Below are 20,517 nucleotides of genomic sequence, written 5' to 3'. Positions count from 1 at the left end.
CTGCGGTCACGGCGACTTATGGTTCCGCTCTTACAGCGGGTCACTTGGAAAAGCCCCAAGTAACCAAGGGCTCTTGCCCCTGTCGTTCGGTGCTTCGCCCAGGCTCGGCATGCCCTCGCTCCGGTCCTGCTCCGTGGGCCTCTCGAGGCGGCGGTGCATCAAGATCAAAAGCGGCAGGCGAGCTAACGCTCGGCCTGTTGAGTGGTGAGAAGCGTGCGTACACCCCCTCCCCCGGTAGGAGCTGTCGAGTGAAACGAGGCTACGATCTTTTGATCTTGCTGTGGCTGTGGTTGTTGCCGTTGCTTTGGCTTCAGATCTGCCGCCCCTTTCCCAGAGGCCGAACGCAGGCGTTGCGCAGGGGGCACCGCGGCAAGGATGCCGCGGTAGCCGCCCCCGGCCATGGATGGCCGATGGCGGCGGGCCCCCGGAGCAATGCCGGAGTGAGGGCATGCCGAGCCTAGGCGAGGCACCGAATGGCGGGGCAAGAGCCCTTGGTTACTTGGGGCTTTTCCAAGTGACTCGCTGTAAAAGCGAAACCGTAATCAGCCATCACCGCAGAAACGGATATGCCCCCAATCCAGCCCCAACCCCAACCCCCGTTAACAACAACAACAATCAACTCAACGAGATTTTTCCGGCTTGTAACCCAATCGCAAACCACCCCAATGCCGGCCCTTGAGCATGATCGGCACCGAGAGGTCGTGCATCAGTTCACCGGTATCGCGGGTGTAGGTTTGCAGCAATACGGCCTGCTGGTGACTGCCACAGCGGATCCCGGTGCGGTCGGCGAATTTGCGTTTGGTGCGGTTCTGCAAGGTATCGACCTGCGCATCACCGGTCAGTGGTTGGCTGAAGACCTTGTTGTGGGTCGGCACATACCCCTGCTGCGTACAGGCGATGGCGAACACCAGGCCTTCATGACGCGGCAACAAGGGTTCCTGGATCGCCGGCAAGACCTGATCGGCGTAGCGATCGAATCGGGTCTGGTACTTGGCCGGGCTGGTGTTGGGAATGGTTTGGTAATTGCGATCAAACAGATCATCGAGGCTCACGCGGCCCTCATCGATATCCGCCTCGAAGCGCGCCGCAATCTGACTCGCGCCTTCGCGGGCCAGGTCATAAATCCGTTGGTGATAGTCATCCAGCCCGACTTCGGCGAGGCGTTCGCTGATGGTTTCGGCCTGACCTTCCATTTGCACGGCGGCCTGGGCCAGGCGCTGGGTCTGTTGGTCGCTGATCGCCAGGTCGCTGCGCATCTGTTCGATGGCGTGAAACAGGCTATCGAGTTGTTCGCGGTTGGTGTCGGCACCCCTGGCGATTTCCCCTACCTGGCTTTCGACGCCGGCAGCCAGACGCGCAATGTTCTCCAGATGCTGACCGGTGTGCTCGACCTGCTCGACACCGGTGTCGAGGTCGCTGGACAGTTGGCGGATCTGCTCCACCACTTGCGAGGTGCGTTGCTGAATATCAGCGACCATTTCCCCGACTTCGCCAGTAGCCGTCGCAGTACGCGCGGCCAGACCGCGAACCTCATCGGCCACCACCGCAAATCCGCGACCATGCTCCCCGGCCCGCGCCGCCTCGATAGCCGCGTTCAATGCCAGCAGATTGGTCTGGCTAGCGATGGACTGAATCACCAGGGTGACCCGCTGGATATCATCACTGCGCAGGCTCAGGGCTTCGATCAGTTCACGGCTGTTACTGGCGCGCTGACTGAGTTGATGCATACGGGCGATGGACTCGATCAGTTCCGTACGCCCTGCCGCGCTGCTCCGATGGGCCTCGCTGGCCGCACTGAGGGCTTCCCGGCTGAGTGTCGAGGTGGCTTGTTCGGTCGCGATCATCACTTCGGCGTTGCTGACAATCTGCGCCGCGGCACCGAGCTGCGATTGCAGTTTGTCGGCCAGTTGCTTGACCGAAAAGGCCACACCGGCGGCGGACAACGCGTTATGACTGGTGGTGTAGGAAAGATCGCGAGTCAACTCGGCAATCGCGCTGGCGCTGTCGACGGGGGTTGCTTCAGGGGTAGCGCGCGAGCGCAAGCGAGGTACCCAGATCACCAGCACCGCCAATGGCAGGCCAAGGTAAAGCGACCAGCCGCCCAGCGTCATGCCGCACAACAAGAGCATCAGGGCGATGCTTTGCAGAGTCGGCGTCAGCCAAAGGTTTTTCGGCAAAAGCACGGGGGCAGACACTGCTGCCACCACAGATCCGTCACGCGTCATCTTCGTCATCCCCCGAGTCATTCTAATTGTTGTATCGGCATTAAACGCCACTACAAGGCCATTATCTATGGTCCATTAGTAGTGGGCCTTGCAGCAGATCAATAGAAGTGCGCGGGTTTTTCGCAGACGAAAAAAAGCATCGCGGGCAAGCCTTGCTCCTGACAGGAGTGAGGCTTGCCCGCGATGCGGGGCGTTACGAAATCAGGCCTGACGCTGGTGCTTGTCGATCTGTTCGTGACGCTCTTGAGCTTCGATGCAGTACTTGGTGGTCGGGCTGATCAGCAAGCGCTTCAGGCCAATGGCCTCGCCGCTGTCGTCGCACCAGCCAAAGCTGTCTTCCTTGATGCGTTCCAGAGCCTGTTCCAACTGAGGCAGCATGCGCTGGTCGCGATCGATCGCGTTCACCAGCCAGGTGCGCTCTTCTTCAACAGAAGCGGCGTCGGCCGGATCGGCCGGGGTGTCCAGGCTTTCGATGGCGATGCGGTTCTGTTCTATGCGCTCATGAGTTTCGACTTTCATGTTCTGCAACAGCTCAGAGAAAAAAGCATGTTGCTCGGCATTCATGTAGTCATCCGCCGGCATGGCCAGCAACTTGTCCTTTGTCATTGATATCTCTATAAAAAAACGTGCATTAAGGCGAATTAGGGAGCGTTCCGGCAGACCTGGGTCGGCTATCGGAACGGCGCCGTGTAATTCCAAGCGCCACCCGGCACTCAATTTACGAGGGGCGGCAGTCTAAGGCCGACTTGAGGCCTCAGCAACTGAAAAGACAGCGAATTTGTCCGACAAAGCCCTGAAAGTGCTCTATGGCAGTCTTTGCGGTGGTTATCGGAGTGCGTTTATAGCAAGAAATTCAATCGAGCGGCTGTATATAGAAGACAAACGGCTGCGCCACGCGGGTCAGGCGTGGCGCATTGGCTGCTTTATCTGAGGCTCAACGCTTGAGTTTGCGCTTGTTGCGGTACTGATCGATGACCACTGCGACCACGATGATCAGGCCTTTGATGATGTCCTGAATGTAAGCATCGACGCCGACGAAGGTGAAACCGCTGGCCATGACCCCGAGGATCAGTGCGCCGATCACCGTGCCGGTGATGCGCCCTACTCCGCCGGCCAGGCTGGTGCCGCCGATCACGGCTGCGGCAATCGCGTCCAGCTCATAAGACATGCCCATCCCGGCCTGCCCGGTCGCGGCCCGTGCCGACGCCACCACACCCGCCAGGCCTGCCAGCAACCCGGCGATGCTGTAGACGATCACCAGATGCCGCTTGACGTTGATCCCCGAGGTACGCGCCGCCTGCATGTTGCCGCCGATGGCGTAGGTGTACTTACCGTACTTGGTGTAACGCAGGGCGATATGAAAAATCACCGCGACCACCAGGAAAATGATCACCGGCATCGCGCCGTGTCCGATCGCCGTGTAGGAATCCGAGAGCATGCTCACCGGCTGGCCTTCGGTGTAGTAACGCGCGAGGCCACGAGCCGAGACCATCATGCCGAGGGTGGCAATGAACGGCGGGATACCAGTGATGGCAATGATGCTGCCGTTGATCGCACCCGCCAGCAGCCCTACCCCGAGCCCGGCAATCACCGGAATCCACACTGGCAAGTCAGTCAGCGACGGGAACACCGCCCGGGCGAAGTCCGACGTCTGGGCCAGACTGGCAGCGATCATCGCCGACAGCGCCAGCACCGAGCCCGAGGACAGGTCGATACCCGTGGTGATGATCACCTGGGTCACGCCGATCGCCAGCAGACCGATGATCGACACCTGCAGGATCATCAGCACCAGACGCTGGGAGTTCATCAGGAAGCTCTGGTCGCGCACGATCCAGCCAAACACTTCAAAGACCAGGCCGATGCCAATCAGCACCAGGAAAATACTCAACTCGGTCGGAAAGCGCCGGCGACTCTTGACCGGTGCCGTTGCTGGCTTGTTTTCCAGTATCGCGTTCATAAACACTCACCCTTCTAATGAATTCCGGCATCGAATACATACCCTGTGGCCAGTGATTGCCTGTGGCGAGGGAGCTTGCTCCCGCTGGACTGCGCAGCAGTCCCATTCTTTTGGGGCCGCTTCGCGACCCAGCGGGAGCAAGCTCCCTCGCCACAAACAAGCTCCCCCGCCACAGGACTGTGTTCACACTCGAATTAATGACACTGGGACATACCCGAGGCCAATTGCATCACTCGTTCCTGGGTCGCTTCGCTGCGGTCGAGAGTGCCCATCAGGTCGCCCTCGTGCATGACCATCACCCGGTCGCTCATGCCGAGCACTTCCGGCAGCTCCGAGGAAATCATGATCACCGCCATGCCTTCGCTGGCGAGGCAGGAAATGAGCCGGTAGATCTCGGCCTTGGCGCCGACGTCGATGCCGCGGGTCGGCTCGTCGAGAATCAGGATCCGTGGATTGGTCATCAGCCAGCGAGCCAGCAAGGCCTTCTGCTGATTACCGCCGGACAAGGTGTCGATGCACTGCTCCAGCGACGGGGTTTTCACCCGCAGTTTCTTGCACATGTCTTCGCACAAGACGCGCAGGGCTTTTTGCTGGATGAAACCGTGGCCGGCGTAATGCGGCAGCACTGCCATTTCCATGTTCTCCAGCACCGACAGGCACGGGAACAGGCCGCTGAGCTTGCGATCTTCGGTCAGTAGCGCGAAGCCCTTCTCGATCGCCATGTGCGGATCGCTGATGCGCACCACTTCGCCGTCGAGACGAATCTCGCCACCGTCGCTCGGGGTGATGCCGAAAATCGCTTCGGCAACGTTGGTGCGTCCTGAGCCCATCAACCCCGCGATGCCGAGGATTTCGCCAGCGTGAAGGTCGAAGGAAACATCCTTGAAAATGCCGTCCAGTTTCAGGTCACGCACAGATAGCAACAGATCGCCGATCGGCTTTTCACGCACCGGGAACAACTGGCTCAGCTCGCGGCCGACCATCATCGAAATCAGGCTGTCGCCGTCCATGCTGTCGGCCCGTTGCAGGCCGATGTAGGCGCCGTCACGGAACACCGCCACTTCATCGGCGATGCTGAACACTTCGTTCATTTTGTGGGTGATGTAGATGATGCCTTTGCCCTGACTCTTGAGGTCGGCAATGATCGAGAACAGGTGCGCCACTTCCTTGTCGGTGATGGCCGAGGTCGGCTCATCCATGATCAGGATGTCGGAATCGTAGGACACAGCCTTGGCGATCTCGACCATCTGCCGTTCGGCGATGCTCAGGTTGCCGACCTGTTCTTCCGGATCGAGGTTGATCCGCAGGCGTTCCAGCAGTTTCGCCGTGCAGCGATGCATTTCGCGGTGGTCGATCATGTGGAAACCGTTGAGCTGCTCACGGCCGATCCAGATGTTCTCGGCGATGCTCATGTGCGGCATCAGGTTGAGTTCCTGGTGAATCATCGCGATCCCGGCCTGGAGCGCAGCCAATGGCGTTTCGAACACCACCGGTTTGCCTTTCAGGCGAAGTTCACCGGCGTCCGGCTGATAGATGCCGGCAATGATTTTCATCAGGGTGGATTTGCCGGCGCCGTTTTCGCCCATCAGGGCCAGCACGGAACCCGGGCGTACCCGAAGCTGCACATCGGACAAGGCCACCACACCGGGAAAACCCTTGCTGACGTTGATGATCTCCAGCAGGTACGGCTCATCGACAGGAGTTGCAGCTGGCTGGATACCCACCAACGGGGTGCTCGAAGCAGTCGCTGAAGCGAACATGATCAGGTACTCCATCAGCAAGGTCGCGGTCGCAACCTTGCGTGTTTATTGTTGTTATTGAACGGGCGGGCTATTTGAACGTGTCGACGTTTTGCGGGGTGATCAAGCGGTATGGCACCCAAACGGCCTGTTCAACCGGCTCGTTCCTGGCCATTTTCACGGCGGTGTCGATCGAACCATCTGCCTGACCTTTGGCGTCCTGAAATACTGAGACCGCCATGCTGCCTTTCTTGATCGCGTTCAACCCGTCGGGCGTGCCGTCGACACCGGCGATCAAAACGCTGCCTTTGTCGACACCGGCCTGACTCAGGGCCATGGCGGCACCGATGGCCATTTCGTCGTTGTTGGCCACGACTGCATCGAACTTGCGGCCCTGGGTCAGCCAATCGTTGACCAGGGTCATGCCCTTGTCCCGCGACCAGATGCCGGTCTGCTCTTGCTCGATCTTGATGTTCGGGTATTTGGCCAGAACGTCTTTGACGCCCTTGGTGCGGTTGGTGGTGGAGTTGTTCGCGAGGTCGCCCAGCAGAATCACGATGTCGCCCTTGCCGCCCATTTTGTCGGCCAGGTACTGCATCTGCATTTCACCGGCCTCCAGGTCGTTGGAGGCGACAGTCACCACGCCTTTGGGCAGCTTCAGGTCATCGGGGCGGCGGTTGACGTAGACCAGCGGAATGCCGGCCTTGACGGCGGCTTCAGTGATTTTTTTGGTGGCGGCGGTATCCACCGGGTTGACCACGATGGCATCGACCTTCTGGCTGATGAAGCTTTCTACCTGGCTCAACTGTTTGACCACGTCGCTGCGGGCGTCTTCGAATTGCAGCTGTACGCCCTCGGGATAGGACTTGGCTTTCTTGTCCATGGATTCGCGCAGATAGGTGAGCCAGGTGTCATCGAATTGGGACATGCTGACGCCGATCTTCATATCGGCGAGCGCCGCGCCACTGGCGAACATCAGGGACAAGGCAAGTGAGGCGAAGCGGATCTTGGTCTTCATGAAAAGTCTTTCTCCACATTCTTGTTGGTTTTATGGATGAGGCGTGACGATTTCAGTAAGCAGGCAAGCGGGAAAAGAGTTGAAACAGGTAGCGAGGCAGGTCGCTGAAAATGACTTTATTGGAATTTAATTTCCATATCAACTCATTTTAGAATTTTATTCTAAATTTATTCCATGGCTCTTGAAGGGGCCCAATTCCACCACTTGATGCCGCTCGGCGCTCAGTCGCGCAGCGTCTAGTACACGGGTGGTCGCCAGTGCATCACGGGCATCCACGGGCAGTGGGCCACCGCTCTGTAACGCGGCTTGTAGCTGTAAATAGAACTGATTCCAGCAACCGCGCTCGGAGGGAACCCGCTCGCGCACCTCACCCTGTTCGAACCAGCCCCAGCGGCGATGCTCTTCAACACCCCAGCGCTCACCTTCGGATTTCGGCGAGAGCCCGGCGAGTGCCGATGCTTCTTGCCCGTCCAAACCATCGACGCTGTAACAACCTTGGGTGCCGGTCACCCTAAAGCGCGGGCCGGGGGTGTTTTGCAGGCAACTGCCACCCAGGTGGGAGGTGACGCCACTGGCATGAGTCAGGGCTATAAAGAAGCCGTTATCGAAGACCTGGCTTTTTTCCAGATAATCCAGTTCGGCGTAGACCCGTGTCACCGGGCCGAACAACAGCAACGCCTGATCCACCAGATGGCTACCCAAGTCGCGAAGGAAGCCCCCGCCGCTGCCGTTGTTCACCGCCTGTGGCGAGTAACGCTCGATCCGCGACTCGAAACGGGTGACCTTGCCTAGCGCACCGGACTCGATGAGTTTGCGCACGGTCAGGAAGTCCGAATCCCAGCGACGGTTCTGGTAGACGCTGAGCTGCACGCCCTGGCGCTCGGCCATGGTGATCAGGGTTTGGGCTTGCTGCGCATCAGCGGCGAACGGTTTGTCGCTGACCACCGCCACCCCGTGTTCGATGCCATCGAGCACCAGCGCCGGACGGCCCTTTAGCGGTGTGGACACCACCAGCACATCGATCCCGGCCTCCACCAGTTGGCCGATGCTGTCGAACGCGGGCACTCCTGGGTGCTCGGCCGCCAGCAACTGTCGGCGTTCCGGTGAACGGGTGACCACACCCACAAACGTCGCCGCCGGCAAACTGCTGATCAGCGGAGCATGGAAAAACCGGCCGCCATGGCCGTAACCGACAAGTCCGATACGCATGTGTGCATTCCTTCTTATTGTTATGTAACCGCGGGCTTAGCCCTGTAGGAGCGAGGCTTGCCCGCGAAGGCGGCGGCACAGTCAACATTGATGTCCTCTGACACAGCGCCTTCGCGGGCAAGCCTCGCTCCTACAGGGGATCCGGGTTAGCCGTAGAAGTGTGGGCGGTCAGGGAGAGCTACTTTTACGATCTGGCCGCTGTTTTGCGCTTCGATGCACGCATCTGCTGCGACAGCGGCGGCGAAGCCGTCCCATGCCGATGGGCCGCCAACCTGGCCAGCGCGCACACCATCAATGAACGCCTGCAACTCAACGTCGTATGCAGCAATAAACCGATCCTTCCAGTCCATCAGTATCGCGTTGGACAACTTCGCGCCGCTGCGCAACTGAACCTGCGACGGCTCCGGCAGTTTGGCGATGCCAGTCTCCCCCACCACTTCGCACTGGATGTCGTAGCCGTATTGGCAGTTAACAAACACTTCCACGTCGATGCGCGTGCCCTTGGCGGTTTCCAGCAGCACGATCTGCGGGTCTTTCAAATGCGCGAGCGCCTTGCTGCTCTTGCGTGGGAACACCACTTGCACCGACACGTAATCGTCGTCGAGCAACCAGCGCAACACGTCCAGTTCATGGATCAGGGTGTCGGTGATCGCCATGTCGGTCTTGTAGTTTTCACCCACGGTCGGGTTGCGGTGCGCGCAGTGCAACATCAGTGGCTCACCAATCTGACCGCTGTCGATCACGGCTTTCAGTGCCCGATAACCTTCGTCATATGGGCGCATGAAACCGACCTGGACCAAGCGTTTGCCGTGGGCCACTTCGGCCTCGACGATTTTGCGGCAGCCTTCAGCGGTGACCGCCAGCGGTTTCTCGCAGAACACCGGTTTACCCGCGGCAATCGCCGCCAGCACGAACTCTTCGTGGCTCGGGCCCCAGGAGGTGACGAGGATCGCTTCGACCTCCGGCGCCTTGATCAACGCGTGGCCGTCGGGATAGACCTCGGCGGTCAGCTTCAGGTCGGAAACGACCTTCGCGGCTTGCTGCAAATTGATGTCGGTCACAGCAACCACCTGGCTGTTGAGCAAGGTCTGGCTGCAACGACGAATGTGATCCTGGCCGATGGCCCCGGTACCGATGACGCCAAGCTTCAAAGACATTTAATGACTCCTGGATTTGTTGTTGTTCGTTCAGGGCAATCAGTACTGACGGGCCTTGGCCAGTCGTTCATTCAGGGTCTTGGCCACCGCATCGGTGCGGGCGCTGGTGGAGACTTGCGCCACGCCGACCCGCCACCACGACAGGTAGCCGTGAATCATGGTTTTGGGCAGCACCTTGATGTCGATCAGCGTCGACACCGTCTGCAAGCGCGCATCGACCAATGCCGCTTTGAGTTCTTCGACCGTGTTCACCTTGTAGGTCTTGCAGCCATAAGCCGCCGCGCTCATGGCGAAATCCACCGGCACGAACCCGCCGTCGAGCTTGCCGGTTTCCGGGTTGCGGAACCGGAACTCGGTGCCGAAGCTGTCCATGCCGTTGCCCATCTGCAGGTTGTTGATGCAACCGAAGGTCATGTTGTCGAGCAACACCACGTTGATCTTGCGTCGCTCCTGAATCGAGGTCGCCAGCTCCGAGTGCAGCATCATGTAAGAGCCGTCGCCGACCAGCGCATAGACCTCGCGATCCGGCTCGGCAAGTTTCACACCCAACGCGGCGTTGACCTCGTACCCCATGCAGGAATAGCCGTACTCGACGTGATAGGTGTTCACCCCCTTGCTACGCCAGCTGCGCTGCAAGTCACCGGGCAGACTGCCGGCGGCGGCGACGATCACAGCGTCATCGGCGAGGTTTTCATTGAGCACACCGAGCACGCGGCTCTGGGTCAGGCAGGAACCGGTCAGCTCGATGAATTCGCGCAGCACCGCCGGGTCCATGTGGTCGTTGATTTCCGGGATGAAGTCTTTGCTCTGGTATTCGACCTGATAGATGCGGTCGACTTCCTCGTCCAGTTGCGCCTTGGCCTGGCGCGGTTGATCACCCCACGCAGAACGGTAACCGCCCAAGGCTTCAGCCAAGGCTTGCAGCCCGACTTTGGCGTCCGCCAACAGTTGCACCCCGTCGAGTTTCAGGGCATCGCAGGGGCTGATATTGAGGTTGAGAAATTGCACGTCCGGATGCTGGAACAGGGATTTCGACGCGGTGGTGAAATCGCTGTAGCGGGTGCCGACACCGATGATCAGATCCGCATCCCTGGCCAACAGATTCGCCGCCAGGCAGCCAGTTTCGCCAATCCCGCCAACGTTCAGCCGGTGACTGGACACCACCGCACTCTTGCCGGCCTGGGTTTCGGCGAAGGGGATATCGAAGCGCTCGGCAAACGCCTGCAACGCCGCGTTGGCACCGGAGTACCTGACCCCGCCACCGCAAATAATCAGCGGCTTGCGCTTGCCTTTGAACAGCGCCAGCGCATCACCGAGCATCGCTTCAGTCGGCGGACGACGCTCGATGCGGTGCACGCGTTTTTGCAGGAAGTAATCAGGGTAGTCGTAGGCTTCGGCTTGCACGTCTTGCGGCAAGGCCAGGGTCACCGCGCCGGTTTCGGCGGGGTCAGTGAGCACGCGCATGGCGTGGATCGCCGCCGTCATGAGTTGCTCGGGACGGTTGATGCGGTCCCAGTATTTGCTCACGGCCTTGAACGCGTCGTTGGTGCTGATGCTCAGGTCGTGGAACTGCTCGATCTGTTGCAGCACCGGGTCCGGCTGGCGGCAGGCGTAAACATCGCCGGGCAACAGCAGCAAGGGAATGCGGTTGGCGGTCGCCGTCGCGGCGGCGGTCAGCATGTTCGCCGCGCCTGGGCCTACCGATGAAGAGCAGGCGTAGATCTTGCGCCGCAGGTGTTGCTTGGCGAAACCGATGGCCGCGTGCGCCATGCCTTGCTCGTTGCGACCCTGATGGACGATCAGGTCGCCGCTGTCCTGTTCCAGGGCTTGCCCAAGACCCAGCACATTGCCGTGGCCGAAAATGGTAAAGATCCCGGCGACGAACTTGCTTTGAACCCCATCGACCTCGATGTACTGGTTATCGAGGAATTTCACCAGGGCCTGGGCCATGGTCAGTCTTGTTGTGGTCATAACCGCACCTTTCAGGCCAAAGAGTTCTTCAGGTGATCCATGCTCGCGCCGATCGCCTGCTGGATATCCGCCAGGCCATGGACGCTGTCGGCAAACGGTTCGAACGACAGGTAGCCGCTGTATCCGCTGCTGAGCAAGGTGTCGATTTGCGCCGCGTTGCCGAGGATGTCGCCCTCGCCCACCAGCACCCGGTGGCCGTCGCGAATGCTCGCCAGTGGTGCCTCCGCATCCTCGACACCGGAGATGTGTACCAACCCGGTCAGCTCGGGGAAGAACTCATGCTCGCTGGCCAGGTGATGGTGAAAGGTGTCGTGAACCAGCCGGAACACATCCAGCCCGCCGATGGCCTTGATCGCGTCCACTGCCGTGCGCTTGCGGCGCAGCGAGCACTCTTCGAAACCCAGCGGCTCGATGAAACCGAGAATGCCGTGATCGCGCAGGATCGGCGCCAGTTCAGTCAACGCCGTGCGCAAACCCGAAGCACGTGCGGCCTCGGTACGCGGGTCAGCACGGTCATTGAGCGGGCACATGACCAGCCCTTGAGCGCCACAATCACGGGCATAAGCAGCCAGCTTCAAAGCGTGCGCACGGCGCTCGTCATTCCACACATCAAACGGATACAGCGCGTTGATCGATAGCACGGTAATGCCTTGGGCGGCACACAACTCACGGACGCGCTCGGGTGCGGTGCCGTCTTCGATCTCGACGCCTTTAAGGTCGTTGCGAATTTCGATGGCGTCGGCCTTGAGGGTCACCGCCAGCTCGATGAACGCGGGCAGGGACAAACGTGGGGCGACCATACGGTTCAAGGCGAAACGCAGGGGCTTGCTCATTATTATTGTTCTCCGCACAGGTGAATTAGTTGGCCGTCGGCATGCTGAATTCAGGGCCCTTGGCGATGCTGTCGGGCCAGCGCTGCATCACGCTTTTGTAGCGGCTGTAGAAGCGAATGCCTTCTTCGCCGTAAGCGTGGTGATCGCCGAACAGCGAGCGCTTCCAGCCGCCGAAAGAGTGCCAGGCCATCGGCACCGGAATCGGCACGTTGATACCAACCATGCCGACCTTGATGGTGCGGGCGAAGGCGCGGGCGATGCCGCCGTCGCGAGTGAAACAGGACACGCCGTTGCCGAACTCGTGGGCGTTGATCAACGCGACGGCGCTGGCGAAGTCCGGCACCCGAACGATACCCAGCACCGGACCGAAAATTTCCTGCTGGTAGATGCTCATCTCGGTCGTGACGTTATCGAACAACGTCGCGCCGACGAAGAAGCCGTTCTCGGCGCCCGGCACCTTGAAGTTACGGCCATCAACGATCAGCTGCGCGCCCTGGGCCACGCCTTCGTCGATGAAACCTTCGACCTTGGCCTTGTGCTCGGCTGTCACCAGCGGCCCCATGTCGCTGTCGCCCTTCAGGCCGTTGCCGACTTTCAGTTGATCAATACGCGGCAGCAGTTTGGCAATCAGTTGGTCGCCGACATCACCCACCGCCACGGCAATCGAAATCGCCATGCAGCGCTCGCCGGCCGAGCCGTAAGCCGCACCGATCAAGGCATCCGCCGCTTGATCCAGATCCGCGTCGGGCATGACGATCATGTGATTTTTCGCCCCGCCCAGTGCCTGCACACGCTTGCCACGGGAGGTGGCTTGCTGGTGGATGTACTCGGCAATTGGCGTCGAGCCGACAAAGGAAATCGCCTCAATGTCCGGGTGTTGCAGCAACGCGTCGACCGCGGTCTTGTCGCCCTGAACCACGTTGAACACACCGTCCGGCAAACCGGCTTCGCTCAACAGGCGGGCCATCAGCAAACTGGCGGACGGGTCGCGCTCCGACGGTTTGAGGATGAAGCAGTTACCGGTGATCAGCGCCAGCGGGATCATCCACAGCGGCACCATCACCGGGAAGTTGAACGGCGTCACGCCGGCACACACGCCCAACGGCTGGCGCAGGTTCCAGTTATCAATGCCGCCGCCGATGTTGTCGCTGAACTCGGTTTTCAGCAGGTTCGGCGCACCGCAGGCGTACTCGACGATTTCGATGCCCCGGGTGACTTCGCCCTTGGCGTCCGAAAACACCTTGCCGTGTTCGCGGCTGATGATTTCTGCCAGCTCATCGTGATGCTGGTCGAGCAATTCCTTGAACTTGAACATCACCCTCGAACGGCGCAGGGACGATTGCTCGGACCAGGCCGGAAAGGCTTTCAGGGCCGAGGCGACAGCTTCGTCGACGGTCTTCTGGCTCGCCAGCCCGACGCGCGCCTGGACGCTGCCGGTGGCCGGGTTGAAGACGTTGCTGAACCGTTCGCTGTTGCTGTCTTGCACTTGACCGTGGATGTAATGGCCGATGATCGGGGCGCTGCTCATTGATCGTGTTCTCCATGCAGAGGTTGGAATTCAGGCTTTTCAGTTCAGAGATCGAGCAGCCAGCTGTGCTGCGGATCGTTATGGAACTGCCAGACACGTTTCGGGCCGGCCATCACGTTCAGGTAGTACGACTCGTAGCCGTACGGCACGCTGACCGGGTGATAGCCCTTGGGCACAACCACGAGGTCGCTGTTTTCCACGGCCATGGCTTGATCGATGCTGCGGTCATCGGTGTACACCCGCTGGAACACGAAGCCCTGGGGCGGGTTGATCTGGTGGTAGTAGGTTTCTTCAAGAAAACTCTGGTGCGGCAAATCGTCGGTGTCGTGCTTGTGCGGCGGGTAGCTCGACGAATGACCCGACGGCGTGCGCACTTCCACCACCAGCAGCGAATGGGCCGCTTCGGTGTCCGGCAAGATGTCGCAGACGTAACGCGTGTTGGCGCCTTTGCCGCGCACACTGCGCTTCATGCTGTCGGGTTTGATCAGTCGTGGGCCGAGGCCGTTGCTCGTTGAGCCGGGCGCGGCGCACACAGCAATTTGCACATCGCTGAGGGCGACCACTTGCGCCTGACTGCCGGGTGGCAAGTACGCGGCGAAGGGGGATTTGTCTTCGAACACCGACTGGCGATCGCCGATGTTGTCCCAGTCGAACGCGCCCTGCCCCGGCGCTTCGCCCTTGATGCTGACTCGACCGCTGAGCAGCACCAGGCACAGTTCTTCATCACCGGCGCAAATCGGCAGTGTTTCGCCCAGGCTCAAGCGGTAAGCGGCGAAGCCGACGTATTCCAGTTCACCTTTGCCCAGCTCGACCATGGTCCGGCCACGGGCATTGCTTTTGACCAGCAGGCTCATCGCTTAATCCTCTCGTTGAGCAGCGCACGCAAGGTGTCGTAGCCTTTTTTGGCGTAGGCATAACTCGGCGCCACCGCCGGATCCTGCTCGGCTTCGACCACCAGCCAGCCGTGGTAATCGGCCGCCAGCAGCACGTCGAGCAAGGCGCCGAAGTCGATGTCGCCATCGCCGGGCACGGTGAACGTGCCGTTGATGATGCAGTCCGGGAAGCTCCACAGGTTGTTGCGTGCCAGTTGCACCACCGGTTTGCGCACGTCCTTGAAATGCACGTGGCAGATGCGTTCGATGTGTTTGCGCAGCACCTGCAACGGTTCGCCGCCGCCCATGTAGCAATGGCCCGAATCGAACAGCAGACCGACTTCACTGCCGGTCAACGCCATCAACTTGTCGATGTCTGCCGGGGATTCGACGTAGGCGCCCATGTGGTGGTGGTAGGCCAGGCGCACGCCTTGGGACAAGGTGAAGCGCGCCAGCTCAGTGAGCTTATCGGCGTATGCTTGCCAGGCGTGTTCGGTGTGGAAACGTGGACGCTCGACCAGCGGAATGCGCTGGCCTTGAATGGAGTCGGCGACTTCACCGTACACCAACACTTTGGCGCCGTTCTTCGCCAACAGCTCGACATGACTGCCGATGGCGTCGATTTCTTCGGCCACCGAGCGGCGGGCCAGACGGCTGGAATACCAGCCGGACACCAGGGCCAAGTCGTATGGCCGCAGCACGTCACCGACGCCTTTGGCGTCCTTGGGGAATTTGCCGTTGAGCTCGAAACCTTCGTAGCCGATGTCCTTGCCTTCGCTCAGGGCGGTGCTCAGCGGCGTCTCGCCACCGAGGGACGGCAAGTCGTCGTTGCTCCAGGAGATCGGGTTGATGCCAATTCGAATAGCGGGCATGGCTGCACCTTTTATTGTTTTACCTAACCATTGAATACGACGCGAACCCTTGTAGGAGTGAGCCTGCTCGCGATAGCGGTGTGTCAGGCGCCATTTATGTTGACTGGCAGTCCGCTATCGCGAGCAGGCTCACTCCTACAGGGATTTGCGGTGTGGCGTCATGCGCGGGCTGTACGCCAGGCATCGATCAGTTCAACGAACGTGCCCTGCACCTGACGGATCAGCGCCTCGTCGTCGATTTCACCGGCCATCCACGCGCGGCTCGGCTCCTGGAATATCGTCCGGCCCACGGCGAAACCACGGCAAGTCTGGCTCTGGCTGGCCTGTTGAAACCCTTCGGCCAGTGCCGCTGCCGGTGCATTCAGCCCCAGCAACACAACGCCTCGGCAGTACGGATCACGTTCCTGAATCAGCTCGTCGAGTTGTTTCCACTCCTCGGCGCTCTGCGCTTCGATCTTCCACCACGCCGGGTAAATGCCCAGGTTGTAGAGGCGTTTCAGCGCGCGATAGAGCACGTCCGGATGGATCGAGGGATGATCCTTGGGCGGGATGATTTCCAGCAGCAGTTCATGACCACTGACCTGCGAGGCCTGGTACAAACCCTTGATCTGCGCTTCCTGTTCCAGTCGCAGCAACGGCTCATCGTCAGGGTGGAATTGCACCAGGCACTTGATGATTTGTTCCTGCGGCCAGGCGATCAGGTTGCTGCCGATGGAGCGCCCATGTTCGAAAGCCAATGGCCGCGAACCCTGCACTTCCACCGGACGCGCCACCCACCAGCCGCGACCGGTGGCAGCGTTCAGCGAGTCCTGGCCGAAGCGTTGATCGGCCAGCAGCCCGACATCGGCCTCGATGCCCTGCTCGCGCAAATCGGCTTCGACCCGCTCCACAGCCTTGATAAACAGTTGCTTGAGTTCGCCGATGGCGCTTAGGTCGCGACCGCCCTTGTGCGCAAGCTCCACCAGTTGCCCGCGATGGTCGAAAGCAAAAATGAACAGTTGCTTCCACTGTTTGCGCGGCACGCTGACCTGATGCAGACGCTGCAACACCGCGTCCTGATCCGGCCGGGTAATCGGCACCGGACTGTTGAACAGATAGTCGAGTTCGGCGCGGGTCGGCATGGCCGGCGCGCAGGCATGGCGCGACACCACCAGACCGCCACAGGCATTGGCCAACTGGCAGCAGCGCTCGTCGCTCGCATCCTCCAGCCAACCGGCGAGGAAGCCCGACATGAACGCATCGCCAGCGCCCAGCACGTTCAACACTTCCACCCGAACACCGGGATAAATCGCGCCGTCCTCAAGACGTGCCGGGATCTCCCCGTGAATCACCGTGCAGCCCTGGGGGCCGAGCTTGACCACCAGGGTCGCCGCGCTCAGGCGCCGCACATTGCGCAGCGCGGTTAGCAAATCCTCGGAGCCGCCGGCAATCAAAAACTCTTCTTCCGTACCGACGATCAGGTCGAAACGCGGGAGGATTTTCTGCACATGCTGGCTGACGTTCTGGTCGGCGACGAAACGGGTTTCACCGTCGGCCTTGCCGGCCAGGCCCCAGAGCACCGGGCGATAGTCGATGTCCAGCACCCGTTTGACGTTGTGCTTCTCGGCGTAATCCAGCGCCTGGATGCTCGCCTTGTAGACGCCGTCGGTGGAGAAATGGGTGCCGGTGATCAGCAAGGCTTTGCTGGAAGCGATGAAGGCTTCGCTGATGTCTTCGGCCCGCAGCGCCATGTCGGCGCAGTTTTCGCGGTAGAAGACCAAAGGAAAGGTTTCGCGATCCTTGAGGCCCAGCAGGACCATGGCGGTCAGGCGTTCCGGATCGACCTTGATGCCGCTGACATCGCAACCTTCGCGGGTCAGGGATTCAACGAGGAAGCGACCCATGTGGTCGTCCCCTACCCGGCTCAGCATCGCCGATTTCAGGCCCAGCCGAGCCGTGCCGAAAGCGATGTTGGCGGACGATCCACCGAGGTATTTGGCGAAGCTTGAAACATCTTCCAACCGCGCTCCGACTTGCTGCGCATAGAGGTCGACGCCCAGGCGCCCCAGGCAAATCAGATCCAATTGACGCCCACTGGCAAAACGAGTCTGGCCCATGCTGGCTCCTGTTATTTTTATCAGCCTGCGTTCGGGGCGATGGCCGCGCCGAACACTCTTGGTGGATGCAGACTAAAACGTCCGGGACCGAACAATCAATAATTATTCCAAATATTTTTTACGTGGAATATTTTTTCCAATAAACTTTGGTACAGGTGTTTCAGAGGCAGTGCATCGTTTCAGCACACCTCGTACTGACCGCAAGCTCAAGATTTTATTCCGGCCTACCCTGTAGACTGCGCACAGCCAACCTATTGTCAGGGGATGACGCTCTCTGTCCTCCCTATAAGAACAAGCCAGAAGGATTCCTTATGACCCGCACCGATCAGCCGGCGACGACCGAGAGCACGCCCGACAGCGATCTCGCCAGCCCCCCGATCAATGCCGAGCGTCTGCTGCAGCTGATCACCAATGAGTACGAAAGCCTGCCGCGCCAGCTCAAGCGCATCGCCAGTTACATGAGCCAGCAGAGCGACCGGATCATGGTCGACCGCATCAGCGACATCGCCCGCGAGTGCGAAGTGCACCCGTCGGCGATCGTGCGGTTTTCCCAGCGCTTCGGGTTCAGTGGCTTCAGCGAAATGCAGGCGCTGTTCCGCGAGGCCTATACCCACAAGACCACGCCGGTTCAGAACTACCAGCAGCGCATTCGCAGCATGATCGCCAACAAGTCGCAGAAGGCCAGCGGCGGCGACCTGGCGCGCGAGTGCATCAATGCGACCCTCTCGGGTATCGAACGGCTGGGGCTGGAACTCGATGACCAGGCCTTCGACAAGGCCGTCGACCTGGTGGTGAATGCCGACAATATCTACGTGGTCGGGGTACGCCGTTCGTTCGCGGTGGCCGACTACCTGGTCTACAACCTGCAACACACCAACAAGCGCATCCATCTGGTTTCGGGGCTCGGCGGCAGCTACCGCGAGCAGATGCGCAGCGTGCGCGCCAATGACCTGGTGATCGCCATCAGCTTCACGCCCTACGGAAAGGAAACCCAGCACTGCCTGCGCATTGCCCAGCACCATCAGGCCAAAACCCTGATCATCACCGACAGCAACCTCTCGCCCCTGGCCAAGCGCGCCAACACTGTGCTGCTGGTCAACGAAGGCAGTTCGTTTGCCTTCCGCTCGTTGAGTGCGACGCTGTGTCTGTGCCAGGCGCTGTTTATCGCCGTGGCGTATCGGCTGGAATTGAAGGTCGATGAGATTCACGAACAGGTCGGCTTCGAGGATTAGCGCCCACGCCGTTTGCAGCTCGCTGAAGCTAAACTAAGGTTGTCCATCCCGAAATGGACATCTGAAGGAGCGGTTCAATGAAGCTGATCGGTATGCTGGATTCGCCTTACGTGCGGCGCGTCGCCATCTCCGCCAAACGCCTTGGCATCCCCCTGAAACACCAGTCGGTTTCGGTGTTTCGGCATTTCGAGCAATTCCAGCAGATCAACCCGGTGGTCAAGGCGCCCACCCTGGTGCTCGACGACGGCGAGGTGTTGATCGACTCGACGCTGATCATCGATTATCTGGAGGCCTTGGCCGGTCCTGGCAACAGCCTGATGCCCGCCGATCTCGATCAACGCCTGCGCTCATTGCGCCTGATCGGCCTGGCACTGGCGGCGTGCGAAAAGTCCGTGCAGCTCTACTACGAACGCAACCTGCGGCCAGCGAACATTCAGTTTGAACCTTGGGTGGAGCGGGTCGAAGGGCAATTGGCGGCCGCCTATTCAGCGCTGGAGCGGGAGCTGGAAATGCAGCCGCTGAACACTGACGGGACGATTGCTCAAGACGGGATTACGCTGGCGGTGGCGTGGAGTTTCACCAATCTGGTGGTGCCGGATCAGGTGGATGTGAATCGGTTTCCACAGATCAGTGCGTTTACGGCGTATGCCGAGGGGCTTGAGGAGTTTGTCAGTACACCGATTGAGTGATCTTTTGACTTTGCTTCGTCCCCCAAAACGCAAAACGCCGCTTCTACCTGAGGTAGAAGCGGCAGAGGCATATGCCTCAGCGTAAGTCAGTGCATGAACAGCGCGATCAGGATGATGATCGGGATCGGTACGCCGAGAAAGAACAGCAGTAGTGAGCGCATGGTAGTTCTCCTGGGTTAGCGAACAGGCAGTGAAGTGGTGGTTACGTAAGCGTCGGATTCCAGATACACCACGGCATCCCGACGACGGCCGCCAAAGGTGGCAGCGAGGCTGGCGAAAAACGCACCGATCAGCAGCGCAATGAACATCCACAGCGAAGTCCAGGCAGCGACTTTGGCGGCGGTATCGGCGGCTTGTTGGGCGGCGAGTTTGGCGTCGGCCACGGCTTTTTGCGTGCGGGCATACACTTCATCAACGCGACGTTCGGCGTCCGCTTGAGTGAGGTTGGTCCGTTGGGCGACCAGTTGCGCCAGGTAGGTGCGGTCTTCGGCAGCCAGTTGACCGTCGTTGCTCAGGCTGCGCACAAAGATGCGCGTCACAGTGCCATGAACGGCGTCATCACTGATCGCCGCCGGACGATCATCGCGGAACAGGCTGTCGACGAAGTAACCGTACTGATCACTGCCAGTGTTGCCGGCAGCCGTGCCAGCGGCTTGAGTCGCTGCACTCGCGGCACCGCCAACCACGCTCGCCCCGGCCTGCACGCCACCGCTGACAATGCTGCTGACCGAGCCGACGACCAATGTCGCGGTCACCAGCGTCGCCACGCACCAGGCCAGGAAGCCATGGGCGGTATCACGGAAATACACTTCATCCCCGTGCATGTTGGCCCACTTCACCCGCAGACGACCCGCGATGTAACCGCCGAGCCCGGAAGCCACGATTTGTGTCACAGCCAACCAGACAATTGTTGAAATCCCCAGGCCCTTGGCGCTTACCCCTTCATGGGCCCACGGCGATACCGCGGAAAAACCCAGGCCAAAGCCGAGCAGCACGAGAATCAACGACAACGCCGCCGCCGCAGCGGCCCCGGCGAAGATCGCGCCCCAAGACACACCCGAAAGCGTGCTTGATTCTTCTAAGGCAGGATAGAAACCATCAGAGGATCTATTCATTGTT

Annotated in this window: 16 protein-coding genes; 2 read left to right on the top strand and 14 right to left on the bottom strand. The window is 60.3% G+C overall.

The window, feature by feature from the left end; genetic code table 11:
* Positions 1 to 620: 620 nt before the first annotated feature.
* From QF010_RS19400 to QF010_RS19340, 13 genes are all read right to left on the bottom strand, one after another.
* Positions 621 to 1,844, bottom strand: coding sequence for a methyl-accepting chemotaxis protein (locus QF010_RS19400; RefSeq protein ID WP_429533757.1), 1,224 nt, complete (start codon positions 1,842 to 1,844; stop codon positions 621 to 623).
* Positions 1,845 to 2,426: 582 nt separating this feature from the next.
* Positions 2,427 to 2,831, bottom strand: a complete 405-nt coding sequence (locus QF010_RS19395) for a TraR/DksA family transcriptional regulator (RefSeq protein WP_007907888.1) — start codon at positions 2,829 to 2,831, stop codon at positions 2,427 to 2,429.
* Positions 2,832 to 3,159: 328 nt separating this feature from the next.
* Positions 3,160 to 4,182, bottom strand: a complete 1,023-nt coding sequence (locus QF010_RS19390) for an ABC transporter permease (protein ID WP_008153855.1) — start codon at positions 4,180 to 4,182, stop codon at positions 3,160 to 3,162.
* Between the two features lie 194 nt (positions 4,183 to 4,376).
* Positions 4,377 to 5,942: a sugar ABC transporter ATP-binding protein gene (locus tag QF010_RS19385; RefSeq protein WP_429509320.1), complete on the bottom strand. Its 1,566-nt coding sequence runs from the start codon at positions 5,940 to 5,942 to the stop codon at positions 4,377 to 4,379.
* A 70-nt stretch (positions 5,943 to 6,012) separates the two neighbouring features.
* Positions 6,013 to 6,939 carry a sugar ABC transporter substrate-binding protein gene (locus QF010_RS19380; RefSeq protein ID WP_033057636.1) on the bottom strand — a complete coding sequence of 309 codons (927 nt, stop codon included), beginning with the start codon at positions 6,937 to 6,939 and terminating at the stop codon, positions 6,013 to 6,015.
* Between the two features lie 156 nt (positions 6,940 to 7,095).
* Positions 7,096 to 8,148: a Gfo/Idh/MocA family protein gene (locus QF010_RS19375; protein WP_429533727.1), complete on the bottom strand. Its 1,053-nt coding sequence runs from the start codon at positions 8,146 to 8,148 to the stop codon at positions 7,096 to 7,098.
* Positions 8,149 to 8,294: 146 nt separating this feature from the next.
* A complete protein-coding gene (iolG, locus tag QF010_RS19370; RefSeq protein ID WP_033057634.1) occupies positions 8,295 to 9,305 on the bottom strand; it encodes a bifunctional inositol 2-dehydrogenase/D-chiro-inositol 1-dehydrogenase in 1,011 nt (336 codons plus the stop codon).
* Between the two features lie 39 nt (positions 9,306 to 9,344).
* Complete coding sequence (gene iolD, locus QF010_RS19365) at positions 9,345 to 11,276, bottom strand: 3D-(3,5/4)-trihydroxycyclohexane-1,2-dione acylhydrolase (decyclizing) (RefSeq protein ID WP_429533726.1); 1,932 nt, start codon at positions 11,274 to 11,276, stop codon at positions 9,345 to 9,347.
* Between the two features lie 11 nt (positions 11,277 to 11,287).
* Positions 11,288 to 12,109, bottom strand: a complete 822-nt coding sequence (locus QF010_RS19360; RefSeq protein ID WP_429533725.1) for a TIM barrel protein — start codon at positions 12,107 to 12,109, stop codon at positions 11,288 to 11,290.
* A gap of 25 nt (positions 12,110 to 12,134) precedes the next feature.
* The gene (locus tag QF010_RS19355) at positions 12,135 to 13,637 is read right to left on the bottom strand and encodes a CoA-acylating methylmalonate-semialdehyde dehydrogenase (protein WP_033057631.1); all 1,503 of its coding nucleotides are present in this window, start codon (positions 13,635 to 13,637) and stop codon (positions 12,135 to 12,137) included.
* Positions 13,638 to 13,681: 44 nt separating this feature from the next.
* The gene (gene iolB, locus QF010_RS19350) at positions 13,682 to 14,491 is read right to left on the bottom strand and encodes a 5-deoxy-glucuronate isomerase (protein WP_429533724.1); all 810 of its coding nucleotides are present in this window, start codon (positions 14,489 to 14,491) and stop codon (positions 13,682 to 13,684) included.
* Positions 14,488 to 15,381 carry a myo-inosose-2 dehydratase gene (iolE, locus tag QF010_RS19345; RefSeq protein ID WP_429533723.1) on the bottom strand — a complete coding sequence of 298 codons (894 nt, stop codon included), beginning with the start codon at positions 15,379 to 15,381 and terminating at the stop codon, positions 14,488 to 14,490. The genes iolB and iolE overlap by 4 nt, the downstream gene beginning before the upstream one ends.
* 158 nt (positions 15,382 to 15,539) lie before the next feature.
* Complete coding sequence (locus tag QF010_RS19340) at positions 15,540 to 17,477, bottom strand: bifunctional 5-dehydro-2-deoxygluconokinase/5-dehydro-2-deoxyphosphogluconate aldolase (protein ID WP_429533722.1); 1,938 nt, start codon at positions 17,475 to 17,477, stop codon at positions 15,540 to 15,542.
* A gap of 311 nt (positions 17,478 to 17,788) precedes the next feature.
* Here QF010_RS19340 and QF010_RS19335 point away from each other — a divergent pair, with 311 nt between their 5' ends.
* Entirely contained in the window at positions 17,789 to 18,709 is a 921-nt protein-coding gene (locus tag QF010_RS19335) for a MurR/RpiR family transcriptional regulator (RefSeq protein ID WP_033057626.1), read from the top strand.
* Between the two features lie 77 nt (positions 18,710 to 18,786).
* On the top strand, positions 18,787 to 19,398 hold the full coding sequence (locus QF010_RS19330; protein ID WP_033057625.1) for a glutathione S-transferase: 612 nt from the start codon (positions 18,787 to 18,789) through the stop codon (positions 19,396 to 19,398).
* A 176-nt stretch (positions 19,399 to 19,574) separates the two neighbouring features.
* On the opposite strand, the gene QF010_RS19325 is transcribed toward QF010_RS19330, so the two are convergent.
* Entirely contained in the window at positions 19,575 to 20,513 is a 939-nt protein-coding gene (locus tag QF010_RS19325) for a hypothetical protein (RefSeq protein WP_033057623.1), read from the bottom strand.
* Between the last annotated feature and the right edge of the window lie 4 nt (positions 20,514 to 20,517).

The organism is Pseudomonas silensiensis (assembly GCF_050434865.1).
In the GTDB taxonomy this organism is placed as follows: Bacteria; Pseudomonadota; Gammaproteobacteria; order Pseudomonadales; family Pseudomonadaceae; genus Aquipseudomonas; species Aquipseudomonas fluorescens_W.
The sequence above is the reverse complement of the archived record's forward strand: the minus strand, read 5'-3'. Positions and strand labels throughout refer to the sequence as shown.